General features: G+C 62.2%; 16 protein-coding genes. 4 read left to right on the top strand and 12 right to left on the bottom strand.

The annotated features are described in order from the left end of the window. Positions 1–45: 45 nt before the first annotated feature. The 12 genes from K3146_RS05375 to K3146_RS05430 all read right to left on the bottom strand — a co-directional run bounded on the left by K3146_RS05375 (position 46) and on the right by K3146_RS05430 (position 9,197). Positions 46–741 carry an SDR family NAD(P)-dependent oxidoreductase gene (locus tag K3146_RS05375; protein ID WP_221545129.1) on the bottom strand — a complete coding sequence of 232 codons (696 nt, stop codon included), beginning with the start codon at positions 739–741 and terminating at the stop codon, positions 46–48. Continuing rightward, positions 738–1,874, bottom strand: coding sequence for a tRNA guanosine(34) transglycosylase Tgt (gene tgt / locus K3146_RS05380; RefSeq protein WP_221545130.1), 1,137 nt, complete (start codon positions 1,872–1,874; stop codon positions 738–740). The genes K3146_RS05375 and tgt overlap by 4 nt, the downstream gene beginning before the upstream one ends. A 4-nt stretch (positions 1,875–1,878) precedes the next feature. Continuing rightward, positions 1,879–2,829, bottom strand: a complete 951-nt coding sequence (locus K3146_RS05385; RefSeq protein WP_221545131.1) for a DUF481 domain-containing protein — start codon at positions 2,827–2,829, stop codon at positions 1,879–1,881. A 102-nt stretch (positions 2,830–2,931) separates the two neighbouring features. Then, complete coding sequence (locus K3146_RS05390; RefSeq protein WP_221545132.1) at positions 2,932–3,477, bottom strand: outer membrane beta-barrel protein; 546 nt, start codon at positions 3,475–3,477, stop codon at positions 2,932–2,934. A gap of 114 nt (positions 3,478–3,591) precedes the next feature. Continuing rightward, positions 3,592–4,356, bottom strand: coding sequence for an ABC transporter permease (locus K3146_RS05395; RefSeq protein WP_221545133.1), 765 nt, complete (start codon positions 4,354–4,356; stop codon positions 3,592–3,594). Further along, on the bottom strand, positions 4,353–5,300 hold the full coding sequence (locus K3146_RS05400) for an ABC transporter ATP-binding protein (protein WP_221545134.1): 948 nt from the start codon (positions 5,298–5,300) through the stop codon (positions 4,353–4,355). The genes K3146_RS05395 and K3146_RS05400 overlap by 4 nt, the downstream gene beginning before the upstream one ends. A 9-nt stretch (positions 5,301–5,309) precedes the next feature. After that, positions 5,310–6,338, bottom strand: a complete 1,029-nt coding sequence (gene queA / locus K3146_RS05405; RefSeq protein ID WP_221545135.1) for a tRNA preQ1(34) S-adenosylmethionine ribosyltransferase-isomerase QueA — start codon at positions 6,336–6,338, stop codon at positions 5,310–5,312. A 38-nt stretch (positions 6,339–6,376) separates the two neighbouring features. Continuing rightward, positions 6,377–7,060 carry a peptidylprolyl isomerase gene (locus K3146_RS05410; protein WP_221545136.1) on the bottom strand — a complete coding sequence of 228 codons (684 nt, stop codon included), beginning with the start codon at positions 7,058–7,060 and terminating at the stop codon, positions 6,377–6,379. 84 nt (positions 7,061–7,144) lie between these two features. Further along, on the bottom strand, positions 7,145–7,657 hold the full coding sequence (gene coaD, locus K3146_RS05415) for a pantetheine-phosphate adenylyltransferase (protein WP_221545137.1): 513 nt from the start codon (positions 7,655–7,657) through the stop codon (positions 7,145–7,147). Between the two features lie 11 nt (positions 7,658–7,668). Then, on the bottom strand, positions 7,669–8,034 hold the full coding sequence (locus tag K3146_RS05420; RefSeq protein WP_221545138.1) for a hypothetical protein: 366 nt from the start codon (positions 8,032–8,034) through the stop codon (positions 7,669–7,671). Next, positions 8,031–8,921, bottom strand: coding sequence for a polyprenyl synthetase family protein (locus K3146_RS05425; RefSeq protein WP_221545238.1), 891 nt, complete (start codon positions 8,919–8,921; stop codon positions 8,031–8,033). Before K3146_RS05425 ends, K3146_RS05420 begins: the two co-directional genes overlap by 4 nt. A gap of 21 nt (positions 8,922–8,942) precedes the next feature. Continuing rightward, on the bottom strand, positions 8,943–9,197 hold the full coding sequence (locus tag K3146_RS05430; RefSeq protein ID WP_221545139.1) for an exodeoxyribonuclease VII small subunit: 255 nt from the start codon (positions 9,195–9,197) through the stop codon (positions 8,943–8,945). A 64-nt stretch (positions 9,198–9,261) separates the two neighbouring features. Between K3146_RS05430 and K3146_RS05435 the strand changes: the two genes are divergently transcribed. The 4 genes from K3146_RS05435 to purL all read left to right on the top strand — a co-directional run bounded on the left by K3146_RS05435 (position 9,262) and on the right by purL (position 14,226). Continuing rightward, positions 9,262–9,657 carry a DUF2177 family protein gene (locus tag K3146_RS05435; protein ID WP_221545140.1) on the top strand — a complete coding sequence of 132 codons (396 nt, stop codon included), beginning with the start codon at positions 9,262–9,264 and terminating at the stop codon, positions 9,655–9,657. 13 nt (positions 9,658–9,670) lie between these two features. Next, on the top strand, positions 9,671–10,351 hold the full coding sequence (locus K3146_RS05440) for a hypothetical protein (protein ID WP_221545141.1): 681 nt from the start codon (positions 9,671–9,673) through the stop codon (positions 10,349–10,351). Positions 10,352–10,435: 84 nt separating this feature from the next. Further along, a complete protein-coding gene (locus tag K3146_RS05445; RefSeq protein ID WP_221545142.1) occupies positions 10,436–11,974 on the top strand; it encodes a tryptophan halogenase family protein in 1,539 nt (512 codons plus the stop codon). A gap of 17 nt (positions 11,975–11,991) precedes the next feature. Continuing rightward, positions 11,992–14,226, top strand: a complete 2,235-nt coding sequence (purL, locus tag K3146_RS05450; protein ID WP_221545143.1) for a phosphoribosylformylglycinamidine synthase subunit PurL — start codon at positions 11,992–11,994, stop codon at positions 14,224–14,226.

Below are 14,226 nucleotides of genomic sequence, written 5' to 3' on the forward strand. Positions count from 1 at the left end.
CCCAAACTATTCGCAAAACGGAACAGTCCAGCAGTAGATTCATGCTTAAGGCGCTATTTCCTTCCCCGCCCAATCGAAACAGCGCCCGCTGTCCCCAGTCCCTAGGTGGGCGAGCACGTCCAGCAGTCTCTGCGCCGAATAGTCGGCTGTGAAGAGCTTTCCCTCGGGCACGTTGCTTTGGAAGGGTTCGCTGAGCTCCGTGTCGACGGTGCCCGGATGCAGCGCGACACAGAACGCATCGGGCTTCTTGCGCGCAAGTTCCACCGACAGAGTGCGGATCAACTGGTTCAGCGCCGCCTTGCTCGCGCGATAGGAATACCAGCCGCCAAGCCGGTTGTCGGAGATGCTCCCGACGCGGGCGGAGAGGGCTGCGAAGCCTGCTCGACCTTCCCTTGGTAAAAGCGGCAGGAAATGCTTCGCCACCAGCGCCGGTCCGGTCGCGTTAATGGCGAAGTTGCGGGCCAGTTCCTCAACCGAGAGGTGCCGCCAGTCTTTCTCCGGCCCCGCCCCCTCCTCGTGCAAATAGCCGGTGGCTACCAGCACCAGGTCCAAGGGACTGTCGCTGACGTGCAGCCTAGCCGCCGCTTCAATCGACGCCTCGTCGGTCAGGTCGAGATAGGCGTCGCCCGACATGCTCCGCGCGTAGCGATGAACGGTCGTTCCTGCCGCTTCGAGCCGGTCGGCAAGCGCCTTCCCGATCCCGCCCGAGGCGCCGATCACTGCCGCGCGCCGCCAGCTCAAGTGGCCGCGCTTCCAAGATAATCGCGCCGGAAGTCTACGGCGAACGCGGCAAACCGCTCCTCAGAAATCGCATCGCGCATCGCCTGCATCAGCTGCTGGTAGAAGGCGATATTGTGTTCGGTCATCAGCATCGCACCCAGGATTTCCTGCGATTTCACGAGGTGATGCAGATAGGCGCGGCTGTAGGTCCCGCAGGTATCGCAGCTGCAACGCGAATCGAGCGGCTCCCGGTCTTCGGCGAACCGCGCATTCCTGAGGTTGAGGGGACCGTCCCAGGTGAAGGCCTGCCCGTTGCGGCCCGAACGGCTCGGCAGGACGCAGTCGAACATGTCGACCCCGCGTTCGACCGCACCGACGAGGTCGTCGGGCTTGCCAACACCCATAAGGTATCGCGGCCGGTCGTCGGGCAGCTGGCCGGGAGCAAAATCGAGCGTGGCGAACATCGCCTCCTGACCCTCGCCCACCGCAAGGCCACCGATGGCATAGCCGTCGAAGCCGATCTCGGTCAGCTTCTCCGCGCTGATCTTGCGAAGCTCCTCGTCGAGTGCGCCCTGCTGGATACCGAACAGCGCTGCAGTCCGCGCATGATCGCCGCCCGCATCGAACCCATCGCGGCTCCGCTTTGCCCAGCGCATGCTCATTTCCATGCTCGCCGCGATCTCGTCACGCGGGCGGTCGGCGCGCGGACATTCATCGAAGGCCATGACGATATCGCTGCCGAGCAGTCGCTGGATTTCCATGCTGCGTTCGGGCGTGAGCATGTGCTTCGACCCATCGATATGGCTGCGGAATTCAACCCCCTCTTCAGTCAGCTTACGCAAGTCCGACAGGCTCATCACCTGGTACCCGCCACTGTCCGTCAGGATCGGCCGCTGCCAGTTCATGAAATTGTGCAGCCCACCCAGCTTCGCCACCCGCTCGGCACCGGGCCGCAGCATGAGGTGGTAGGTGTTGCCGAGGATGATGTCCGCACCCGTCTTGCGCACGGTCTGCGGCTTCATCGCCTTGACCGTCGCCGCCGTACCCACCGGCATGAAGGCCGGCGTACGGATATTGCCGCGCAGCATGCGGATCGTACCGGTGCGGGCAGCCCCGTCGCGGGCGTGGATGTCGAAAGCGAAACGGCTGCTCATTGCGTCAGAACCCGTAGATAATCGTGAAGCGTGTCAGCGTGTCGGTCTGCACCGCGTCATCGGGAGGATTGCTGTCGTAATCGACTGCATAAGAGAGGCGTGAGCGCAGCTTCTCCGAGATAGCGAAATCGAGACCGCTGACGAGGTTGATACTGGTGTTGGAGCCGTCGACCAGCACCTGCACCTCTCCCCCGCCTTCGGCCATAGCATTGGCGTCCTGCGTGAAAGTCAGCCCCTTGACGATTTCCCAGTCGAAGTCGGTCGCGAACAGGCCCGCAATCCTGCTCCTGCTCGTACCATCGCTGAATTCCGTGACGCGCCAGGCGGGCCCTGCCTTGACCGAAAACTTGAAGCCTTCCTCGTCGACGACCTTGTATCCGAGTCCGCCCGACACGGCGTAGCGCGCATCGAAACCTTGCAATCGGTCGCGCTCGAACTGGGCGAGTCCATAGAGGAACAGGTCCTCGCTGAACTGCCAGCGCGGTTCGTATGCCGCGAGGAACTGCTCGCGCTTGGTCTCGTCGTCCTGCCGCTGGTAGTCGAGCCGGGCGCGGAAGCGATGGCTCCAGTCGATCCCTTCGCGCTTGAGCTTGATCGAGGCGGAAAGACCCAAGCTGTCGGTATTGCCGGTCGACTGGAAGCCGCCGATCTCGCCCTCGCCGCTCCACCGGTCGAACAGGCCCGCCCGGCGGATTTCCTGCTCCTTGGCTGCTTCCTTCTCGGCAAGTTTCGCCGCCTGGGCAGCTTTCCATTCGGCCTCGATCGCGTCGAGCGTTTCGGCATCGTCAGGATTGGTCGCGCGTGCCAGTTCGAGCACCGTCACCACCTTTGCCGCATCGCCAGTCGCTATGGCGGCGTCGATCATGTCCTTCACGCCTTCCGGCAATTCGGCCACAGCAGGCGAGGCGGAAAACGCAAATGCGGCAGCGACCGCGAGATGGTGCAGCTTGGTCATGGCCCGCCGCCTAGCGGTTTGGAAGCGCGCTCGCCACCCCGCAAAACTATGGGGCGGACTTCAGAACGAAGCCCGCCCCACCAATTGTCCTTGCCGAAAGGCTTAGAACTTGAAACCGACACCTGCGGTTGCGCGAACGGTGTCGAAGCTGATCGTGTCGAGGTTGACGCGGATCAGCGAACCGCCGAGCGGAAAGTCCGCACCGAGGCCGAGGATGTAGTCACCGTCGTCATCGTCGAGGTCGAAACCGCTCAGATCTTCGTCGAAGATCTCGTCGAGGTCGAAGTCGACCTGCTGGTAGCCGCCACGAGCATAGAGCTTGGCGCCACCTGGCAGGCGGGTACCGATACGACCGGCGATGCCGTATTCGCTGTCAATCGCACCGAAGCCGGTGTTGTAGTTGACTTCGGCACCTACGAACGCGCCCGGACCCAGCGGAAGGTCGTACCCGGCAAAAACGCCGAGGATCGTGCCGCTGCTGTCGAGGTCGATGCCAAAGTCGTCTTCGATGTCGCCAAGGCCGAGGTCGTGGACACCGGCCTGGACGCCGATGAAGCCTTCACCCGGCAGAACGTCCTGCGCCTGTGCGGCGGTGGGAAGAGCGAAAGCTGCGGCTGCAGCGGCGGGAATTAGAAATTTGGTCTTCATGATAGCCCTCATTCTTGTCCTTGATTGGAGTGGACGGAGGGCGGTGTGCGCTTGCCGACATTGCAATTTTCTGAATGAAAAATGCTTACCGACGTAATAATCATTAATTCCCGTTCAGGCTCTAAGGCGCCATCCGGTCTTGAAGATGTAGGCAATCACGCCCGTACAAGCGGCAAGGAATGCCAGCGTGATCCCGAAACTGATCCAGATGTTCACATCGCTCGATCCGTAGAAGGTCCAGCGAAGGCCGCTCACCAGGTAGACGATCGGATTCGCCAGCGCGATCGTGTCCCAGGGCTCGGGCAACATGTCGATCGAATAGAAAGTGCCACCAAGGAATGTGAGCGGCGTGAGGAAAAGCATGGGAATGATGCCAAGCTTCTCGAAGTTGTCCGCCCAGATGCCGAGGATAAAGCCGAAGAGGCTGAAGGCTGCGGCCACCAGCATGATGTAGAGCACGGCAAGTAGGGGATACGCGATCGAGTAATCGACGAAGAGCCGCGCGGTAACGAGGATGATGGCCGCAAGGATCAGGCTCTTCGTCATCGCAGCTCCGACAAAGCCGATCAGCGTCTCGGCAACGCCAACAGGTGCGCTCAGCAGTTCGTAGATCGTGCCGGTAAAGCGCGGCATGTAGATGCCGAAAGAGGAATTGCTGGTCGTCTCGCCGAGCAGGGTCAGCATCAGCAAGCCGGGGATGATGAAGGCACCATAGTCCACTCCGCCAAGATCGGGCATGCGCCCGCCAATGGCCGCGCCGAAAACGATGAAATAGAGCGAGGTCGTTAGAACCGGCGCAAGCACTGACTGGAAGGCCGTGCGCAGGAAACGCATCAGCTCGCGCGTGTAGATGGACCAGGTGGAGCGCCAGCCGATCATGCCGCCTGCTCCTGTTCTTCGCCCAAGAGGGACACGAAGATGTCCTCGAGGCTGCTCTCGCGCACATCAATGCCGGTGTAGTCGATCCCCTCCGCGATCAGGACCTTGGTGATGTCGGCCACCTCCTGCTTGCCGCGCCCGGTCCCATCTCCGCCGCGATAGCAAAGCGAGGTACCGCCCTCCTCGATCTCGATCGGGTATCGGGCGAGTGCCGGAGGGAGCGCAGCAATTGGCGTAGAGAGCGAAATATGCGCCTCGGTCCGGCCGAGCCGCGCCATCATCGCCTCCTTCTCATCGACCATCAGCAGCTTACCGCGATCGATGATCCCCACGCGGTCAGCCATCAATTCGGCTTCCTCGATATAGTGTGTGGTCAGGATGATGGTGACGCCGCGATCGCGCATCTGGTCGATGATCGCCCACATGCCCTTGCGCAGTTCGACGTCGACTCCAGCCGTCGGCTCGTCGAGGAACAGCAGGTCCGGCTCGTGCGCCAATGCTTTGGCGATGAGGACGCGGCGTTTCATCCCGCCCGAGAGCGCCATGATCCTTTCGTCCTTCTTGTCCCACAGACTCAGCGAGCGAAGGATTTCCTCGATCCGCGCCGGATCGGGCGCAAGGCCGAAGAGCCCGCGCGAATAGGCGACCGCGCGATGGACGGGTTCGAACATGTCGGTCGAGAGTTCCTGCGGCACCAGCCCGATGCGAGAACGCGCTTTCCGCCAGTCGGACGCCATATCGTGACCGAATGCACGGATGCTGCCTGACGTCGGACGAACCAGTCCGCAGACCGCGCCGATCAGCGTGGTCTTGCCCGCGCCATTGGGGCCGAGAAGCGCGAAAATCTCGCCCCTCCGGATCGTGAGATCGACGTTGTCGAGCGCCTTGAGGCCGCCCGGATAGACCTTGGAGAGCCCTTCGAGCTCGAGGATCGGTTCGTTCATGCAACCGAGCTAGGGCAGCAGGAGCGAGGAGTCACCATAGGAATAGAAGCGATACTCATGCGCGATGGCATGCGCGTAGGCAGCTTGCATGTGTTCGCGGCCCATCAGCGCGCTCACCAGCATGAACAGCGTCGACTTGGGCAGGTGGAAATTGGTCATCAGCCCGTCGATCGCGCGGAAGCGGTAGCCGGGCGTGATGAAGATGTCCGTATCGCCAGAGAATGGCCGGATGATCCCGTCTTCACCGGTCGCGCTTTCAAGCAGGCGCAGGCTGGTGGTCCCGACCGAAATCACGCGATTGCCCCGCGCCCGCGCTGCGTTGAGACGGTCGCACACGTCCTGTTGGAGCCGACCGAACTCGGCATGCATCTTGTGATTGTCGGTATCGTCGGCCTTTACCGGCAGGAAAGTCCCCGCCCCCACATGCAGCGTAAGCGTCTCGGTCTCGATCCCGCGTTCCGCGATTGCCGCCATCAGCCTGTCGGTGAAATGAAGTGCCGCAGTTGGCGCAGCGACAGCGCCGTCCTCCCTGGCGAACATCGTTTGGTAATCTTCGCGGTCCTGCTCGTCGGTTGCGCGCTTGCCCGCGATATAGGGTGGCAGTGGCATGGTCCCCGCGCGGTCGAGCAGCACTTCGACCGGCTCCTCGCCTTCGAAGAACAGCACGAAGCTGCCGTCTTCCAGCCGCTCCTCGGCGATTGCAGTCACTCCGCCACCGAACATGGCGATATCGCCCACCCTCAGCCGCTTGGCGTTGCGCACGAAGGCCTGCCAGCGGCGCAGGTCGATGCGCTTGTGCAGCGTCGCGCCAATCCTGGCCTCGCCGCGGCGGCCTTCGAGCTGAGCGGGGATCACCCGCGTGTCGTTGAAGACAAGCACATCGCCCGGCTCGAGCAGGTCGGGCAGGTCGCGCACGGTCCGGTCGGCGAAGGGCTCGTCGCCCCGTAAAACCAGCATGCGCGCGGCATCGCGCGGCCGTGCCGGGCGCAGGGCTATCCGTTCGTTGGGAAGCTCGAAATCGAAGAGGTCGACGCGCATGACAGCGCCCCTAGACGCTGGCGCACCGCATGCAAGTCCTAGTTCTCGATCGGAGCGCTGAGGTCGTCGAGAGTGACTTCGGCTTCGCCCGCCGGGGCTGCTGCGGGCATCGGTGCCGGAACGGGCTTGTTCTGCGAGGCGATCGAAGCCTGCAAGATGCGTGTGGGGTTAGCCGGCGGCTCGCCACGATTGATTGCATCGACGGCGGCCATGTTCGAAATCACGCGGCCAAAGTTGGTGTACTTCTTGTCGAGGCTGAAGCGTGGGTAGAAAACGATGAAGAACTGGCTGTTGGCGCTGTCTTCGCTCGCCGCGCGAGCCATCGACAACGTACCGCGGATGTGCGGCATCGGGTTGAATTCTTCCTTGAGATCCGGAAGCTCGCTGCCGCCCTGACCCGTACCAGTCGGGTCGCCCGTCTGCGCCATGAAGCCATCGATGACGCGGTGGAAGATGATCCCGTCGTAAAAGCCCTGGCTGGCCAGCGTCTTGATCCGCTCGACATGCGCAGGAGCCCAGCTCGGCATCAGCCGAACTGCAACCCGCTCGCCATTGGAGAGATCGAGCAACAGGATGTTGTCGCGGTCTTCGGCAAGGTCGTAGCTGATTGGCTGGTAGACCCTGTTATCCTGCGGCGCGGCTTCGGCTTCCTGGGCCGTGGCAGCAAGCGGTGCGATCGCCGTAAGCGCGGCGGCAGCAAGGGCAAGCGAAGACTTGAACATCAAAATTTCCGTCGAATTATCCCGTATGGTCCACGCCCTAGCGGCGCGGCGCTGTCGGTTCAATGAATGGTTTGGCGAAGGCGGTCAGTAATCCCCGAGCCGGCCCTTTTCCTCCACGCGCGCAATCACATCCTCACACACATCCTTGCTCACGAAGGGGGTGATATCGCCGCCGAACAGGGCGATCTCCTTGACCAGCTTCGATGCGATCGGCTGCAATGAGACATCGGCCATGAGGAACACGGTTTCGATATCGTCGTCCAGTTGCTGGTTCATGCCGGCCATCTGGTACTCGTATTCGAAGTCGGCGACTGCGCGTAGCCCTCGGATCAGGACCGAGCCCCCCATCTTCTGCGCGAATTTCACCAGCAAAGCGTTGAACCCCTCGACCACGACATTGTCGAGACCCAGGTTGGCAATCTCGCGTTCGACCATGCGGAAGCGCTCTTCGGTCGAGAACATGGGATTTTTCGAAGGGTTGGTCGTCACCCCGATAATCAGCTTGTCGACCAACTTGCTCCCGCGCCGGATGATGTCGGCATGGCCGAGCGTGATGGGATCGAAGGTTCCGGGGTAAATGCCTATGCGTTGGGTCATTCCTCTGTCCACTATTCCTTGATCCAGACGATCCTCGAGACAGCGCCATCCTTGATGTATATTGCGACGAAATCCGGTTGGCGATGGGGCTTGCAGGTGTGCTCATGAATTCCTGGAAAGCAAGAATACTCTGCTGATCGGTCCAAATCTTGAAACCAACGCGACATGCATTCTTTCGAGCCAGTGAATCTCCAGTCGTAGCCTTTACCTTCTACACCTCCCCCAGGAATTCTCGCTACCGGTCGAATGCCTTCTACGTCGCAAGAAGGCAAATCGGCCAATTCAAAGAGCAGGTTTCGCAATCGCTCATCGTTCTGCTGATTGTTGCACGCGGCGGATAGTGCAACCATGGCAATAAGGCAGATGATGCGGATCAATGATCCCTCTTAACCACGAAATGTGCGAGTTCGACCAGCACGCGCGCGTCCTCGCCATAGCCTGCCAGATGGTCGCCTGCCTGGTCGACCAGCATCTCGGCCTGCGCCCGCGCCTTGTCGCGGCCCATCAGCGTGACGAATGTCTGCTTGCCCTGCCCCTCGTCCTTGCGCAGCGCCTTGCCAGCCTTCGCCTCGTCGCCTTCCACGTCGAGCAAATCATCGGCGATCTGGAAGGCGAGCCCAATGTCGCGCGAATAGGCGCGCAGGTGCGCGCGACCTTCGGGCGGAAGCTTGCCGAGGATAGCCCCCATCTCGACACTGGCGGCCAGTAGCGCGCCGGTCTTCAATTGCTGGAGACGAGTAACCTGCCGGATGTCATATTCCTGCTCGTCCGAGACGATATCCATCATCTGGCCACCCGCCATGCCTTCGTGCCCGCTTGCCTTGGCCAAGGTCGCGACCAGTTCCGAGCGCACGAAGGGATCGGTGCTTGTGCCCGGCATGGTCAGGATGTCGAAGGCGAGTGCATGGAGGCAATCGCCCGCCAGCACCGCCGTCGCTTCGTCGAATGCCCGGTGGAGCGTGGGCTTGCCGTGCCGCAAGTCGTCGTCGTCCATGCAAGGCAAGTCGTCGTGGATCAGCGAATAGGCATGGATCGCCTCGACCGCGCAGCCCGCGGCAACCGCGGCGTCACGGTCGACCCCGAACAGTTTGGCCGTGGCGCAAACCAGCAGCGGGCGCACGCGCTTGCCACCGCCGATTGCGGCGTAACGCATCGCCTCGACCAAACGGGCACGCGTATCCTGCGGTACGGGAAGATAAGCATCGAATGCGGCATCGACGTCCTGTTGTACCTGATCGAAAGCCTCGGCCAGTACATCGGGCATGGCGGTGGTCACGCTCACGCCTCAGCTGTCCGCATCGAACGGGACCGTGCCGGTCGGCTTGCCATCGCTATCCGCGACGATCTTGTCGATCTTGGCCTGCGCCGCATCGAGCCGCGCCTGGCAGGCCTTGCGCAACTCCTCGCCGCGTTCGTAGAGCGCAATACTCTCATCGAGCGGAACTTCGCCGCTCTCCAGCCTGCGCACAGTCACTTCCAGCGCGCGCAAAGCCTCTTCGAAGCTCATCTCGCCGATTGGTTTTTCTTGACCCTCTGTCATGGCCGCGGAGCATTGACGGGGCGCGGGCGCGCGGTCAAGAAGGCGCAAAACAGGGGGAGCGGATATGACGTGGATTATCGCATTCGTCGCGGCGGCGATCGCCTTCGGAATTCTCGATGCGATCTGGCTCGGCTGGGCGGGAGAGAACTTCTACCGGCCACGGCTCGGGGACATGTTGGCCGACAGTTTCCGGATGGGTCCGGCACTCGTCTTCTATGCCCTCTACGTTGCGGCCATCGTCTGGTTCGCAGTGCGTCCCGGCCTCGCCGGCGGCGTGGGAGCGGCGGCCCTCAACGGGGCATTGCTCGGCGCAATTTGCTACGCCACCTACGATCTGACCAACCAGGCCACACTCAAGCAGTGGTCCACCACCATCACGATCGTCGACATATGCTGGGGTGCCTTCGCCACCGCTATCGCGGCGAGCGTTGCAACCTTCGTGGTCAGTAAGTTCGCCTGAGGGGTAGGCCGCAATGTTCATAGGTCACTTCGCGCCGGCCCTCGCCGCACGTGCCGTCACCAGCGAAGCACCCAAACTCGGCACGCTCTTCATCGCCGCCCAGCTCGTCGACTGGGCATTCTTCCTGTTTGTCCTCGGCGGGATCGAGCATCTCCGCATCGAGCCCGGCATCACCGCGATGAACTCGCTCGACCTGTATAATATGCCGATTACCCATAGCTTGCTTGGGTCAGTTTCCTGGTCGCTCGGCTTCGCGCTCGTGATCTGGATCATCTCTCGCAATTCGGTGGCCGCCACCTGGGGCGGGATCGTGGTGATGTCGCACTGGGTGCTCGACTGGATCACACACCGGCCCGATCTCACGATTGCGGGAGGCGGCGAACGCTACGGCCTTGGCCTATGGAACTACCCGGCTGCTGCGATCACTCTCGAACTGGCGCTCATTGGCGGTGCATTCTGGTGGTATCTCCGCCGCACCAAGGGGCCGATCGTGCCGCCCCTGATCCTCCTCGGCATCATGCTGCTCTTCCAGGCGATCGACTGGTTCGGGCCCGGTCCGCAGGAAGCCGATGCCATGATGGTGGGTATGGCCTTGCTTTCCTACGCCATCATGACCGCGCTTGCCTTCTGGGCAGGCTCGACGAGATGGCACAAGAGCGAGGTTGGGCTCGGCGTAGGCAAGGCGACATTCTGACCCTCCCAGGTGTTGCACCCACCCGAAGCGAACCCTAATGGCTGAATTCGTGCCTCAGCCTTTCCCTCCAGCATGTCCGGCGTCATGAGCGAACCCCTTACCCAGCGTATCGTCATTCTCGGCGGCGGAACCTCCGGCTGGTTATGCGCAGCCTACATGGCCAACAATCTCGGTCGCCACGATCAGGGTGGGCCGCACATTACCCTGGTCGAATCCTCCGACATCCCCACCATCGGCGTCGGTGAGGCAACCATTCCTCCGATCAAGAGCGCGATCGCCGGGACGGGCCTTGGCGAACGCGAGTTCCTGAAGGCGGCCAATGCCAGTTTCAAACTGGCGATCCGCTTCGATGGCTGGATGAAGGCGCCGGCCGACTCGCCCCATTCCTTCTACCATGCCTTCGGCCCGCATGGACGCATGGGCAAGGAGCCGCTGGCACCCTATTGGGCCATGCTACCCAAGGATGAGCGCCCGAGTTTCGTCGATTGGTCGATGAACAATGCGGCAGTGATCCATGTCCTGAAGGGTGCCAAGCGCCCAGGGGACAAGGATTTCACCGGTCCGATCGATTATGCCTATCACTTCGATGCAGGGCTGCTTGCCCAATTGCTGAAGGAACGGGCCAAATCTCTCGGTGTCGATCATGTCGTGGACACGGTGCAGTCGGTGCGGCGGGACGGCGAGACGATCCTTTCGATCACGACCGACGGCGGCCAGGTCCTGGAAGGGGACCTCTTCGTCGACTGTTCGGGTTTCCACGCGAGACTGATCGAGAAGGAACTGGAGGAGCCCTTCCGCGATCTGAACGACGTCCTGTTTTGCGATCGCGCAATCGCCTGTCCGGTCAAATACGGCGACCCCGATGCCCCGATCCTGCCTTATACGAAGTCGACCGCGCGGCGAAACGGATGGATCTGGGACGTGCCGCTGCAGGATCGGCGCGGGACCGGGATTGTATTCTCGAGCCGCCATACCGACGCGGAAGAAGCGCGCGCCGACCTGCTCGAATATCTCGGCGAGGCCGCCGAGGGCGCAACACCGCGCGAACTGAAATTCCGGGTCGGCTATCGCGATCGGTCCTGGCGAGGCAATTGCGTCGCAATCGGCCTGTCGGGCGGTTTCATCGAGCCGCTCGAATCGACCGGCATCTACATCACCGATATCGCCATCCGATGGCTGACCGATTTCTGCCTGCCCAAGGGGCAATATGCAGCAGCGGCCGAAGCCTTCAACGCCCGCATTCGCGGCTGCTACGAAGACGTGATCGACTTCGTGAAACTTCATTATGTACTCAGCGATCGCGACGACAGCGATTTCTGGATCGAGAATCGCGATCCGGCCTCGATCCCCGAAAGCCTGCAGCAGAAGCTCGACATGTGGTCGCTGCGTATGCCGAGCGAGTACGAATTCGGCCATTTGCCCGCCGTCTTCAGCTACAGCAATTATGTGCAGGTCATGCTCGGCATGGGCTTCCATCCACCCGCTGAATTGCTGGCCGGTCGATTCTCACGGACAGAGGAAGCGGCAAGAGTGTCCGCGGAGATACAGAAAGTCGCTAAAAGCGGGGTATCCGTGCTTCCGGGGCACAGAGAATTGCTGGAGCAGTTGACCGCCAAAGCCTGATGCGTATGGGCATCTGCATGAGCGAAATCACCCCCGACATCGTCGCCCAGCACGGCCTCTCCGAAGAAGAATACGAGCGCGTCCTCCACGCACTGGGCCGCGAGCCCAATTTGGTAGAACTGGGCATCTTTTCGGTCATGTGGAGCGAGCATTGCTCCTACAAGTCCAGCCGCCTTCACCTGAAGAAACTGCCGACCGAGGCGCCTTGGGTGATTTGCGGACCGGGCGAGAACGCGGGTGTGATCGATATCGGTGACGGGCAGGCCGCCATCTTCAAGATGGAGAGCCACAACCACCCCTCCTACATCGAACCCTACCAGGGCGCGGCGACCGGTGTGGGCGGCATCCTGCGTGACGTGTTCACCATGGGCGCGCGTCCGGTGGCCAATGCCAATGCACTGCGTTTCGGTCGTCCCGACCACCCCAAGATGAAGCACCTCGTGCAGGGCGTTGTCGCGGGCATCGGCGGCTACGGCAATTGCGTCGGCGTGCCGACCGTTTGTGGCGAAACCAATTTCAACCCGGCCTATGACGGCAACATCCTCGTCAACGCGATGACCGTTGGCGTCGCCGATGCCGACAAGATTTTCTATTCGGCTGCGACCGGTGTCGGGAATCCGATCGTCTATGTCGGCTCCAAGACCGGTCGCGACGGTATCCACGGCGCGACCATGGCCTCTGCCGATTTCGAGGAAGATGCCGACGCCAAGCGCCCAACGGTGCAGGTGGGCGACCCCTTCACCGAGAAGCTGCTGATCGAAGCCTGCCTCGAACTGATGGCGACCGATGCCATCGTCGCGATCCAGGACATGGGCGCTGCAGGCCTCACCTCCTCCAGTGTTGAAATGGCGACCAACGGTAAAGCCGGCATCCGTCTCGACATGGACAAGGTCCCCTGCCGTGAAGAAGGCATGACGCCCTACGAAATGATGCTGAGCGAGAGCCAGGAGCGCATGCTCATGGTCCTCAAGCCCGGCAAGGAAGAGATGGCGGCGGCCATCTTCGAGAAATGGGAGCTCGATTTCGCAGTCATCGGCGAAGTCACCGACACGCGGCACATGGTGCTCGAATTCGGCGGCGAGGTCGTGTGCGACATCCCGCTCGGCCCTCTCGCGGCTGACGCGCCCGAGTACGACCGTCCGTACCTCTCGAAGGAAGACTACACGGCTTGGGCTGGCATCAAGCCGATGACCGAGCGTCCAGACACGGACGATGTCGGCGGCGATTTGATTAAGCTGCTCGCCTCGCCCAACCTGTCCTCGAGGCGGTGGATCAGCGAGCAGTACGACAGCCAGGTCGGCGCCGATACGCTGCAGACCGGCGGCGATGCGGGCGTGGTCCGCGTCCACGGCACCAAGAAGGCGCTGGCGATCAGCACCGACTGCACGCCGCGCTATGTCCATGCCGACCCCTATGAAGGCGGGAAGCAGGCGATTGCAGAGGCCTATCGCAACCTTTGCGCAGTGGGTGCGCGTCCGCTGGCTGTGACCAACTGCCTCAACTTCGCCAACCCGCAGCGCCCCGAGATCATGGCGCAGTTCGTCCACGCGCTCGAAGGCATGGGCCGCGCCTGCCGCGTGCTCGACTTCCCGATCGTGAGCGGCAACGTCAGCCTCTATAACGAGAGCAAGGCGACTGGCGGCGGCAGCGCGATCCTGCCCACGCCTGCCATCGGCGGCGTCGGCCTGATCGACGACTACGATCACATGATGACGATGCCGTTCAAGGCCGAGTGCGAAGCGATCTACCTCATCCACGCCGAGGAATGGGCGACCGCCGATCCGGAACGTTCGCATCTCGGAAAGTCGCTCTGGCTGTCGGAAATCCACGGCCGCGACGAAGGCCGCACCCCGCCGACCGACCTCACGGTCGAAAAGAACGCGGGCAAGATCATCCTCCAGCTCATCGCCGACGGCCTAGTGAGCGCAGTGCACGACGTGTCCGACGGCGGCCTCGCCATTGCACTTGCCGAAATGGCCATGGCCGGCGGCATCGGTGCGGAAGTCGAGTGGAACGAGGAATATTCCAAGGCCGCATGGTGGTTCGGCGAAGACCAGGGCCGCTATGTCGTGACCGTTCCCGATACGGAGGCGCTCAACGAAAAGCTCGCCAAGGGTACCGAGAACGACGAAACCGCTTCCATCGGCTTCCGCCGCATCGGCAAGACGGGCGGCACCACGCTGTTCGGCAAGTCGGTCGACGAGATGTGCGCCGCACACCGCAGCTTCTTCGACGAGTGGATGGAGAGCTGA

It is taken from the genome of Qipengyuania vesicularis, from assembly GCF_019711415.1.
GTDB classification, from domain to species: Bacteria; Pseudomonadota; Alphaproteobacteria; order Sphingomonadales; family Sphingomonadaceae; genus Qipengyuania; species Qipengyuania vesicularis.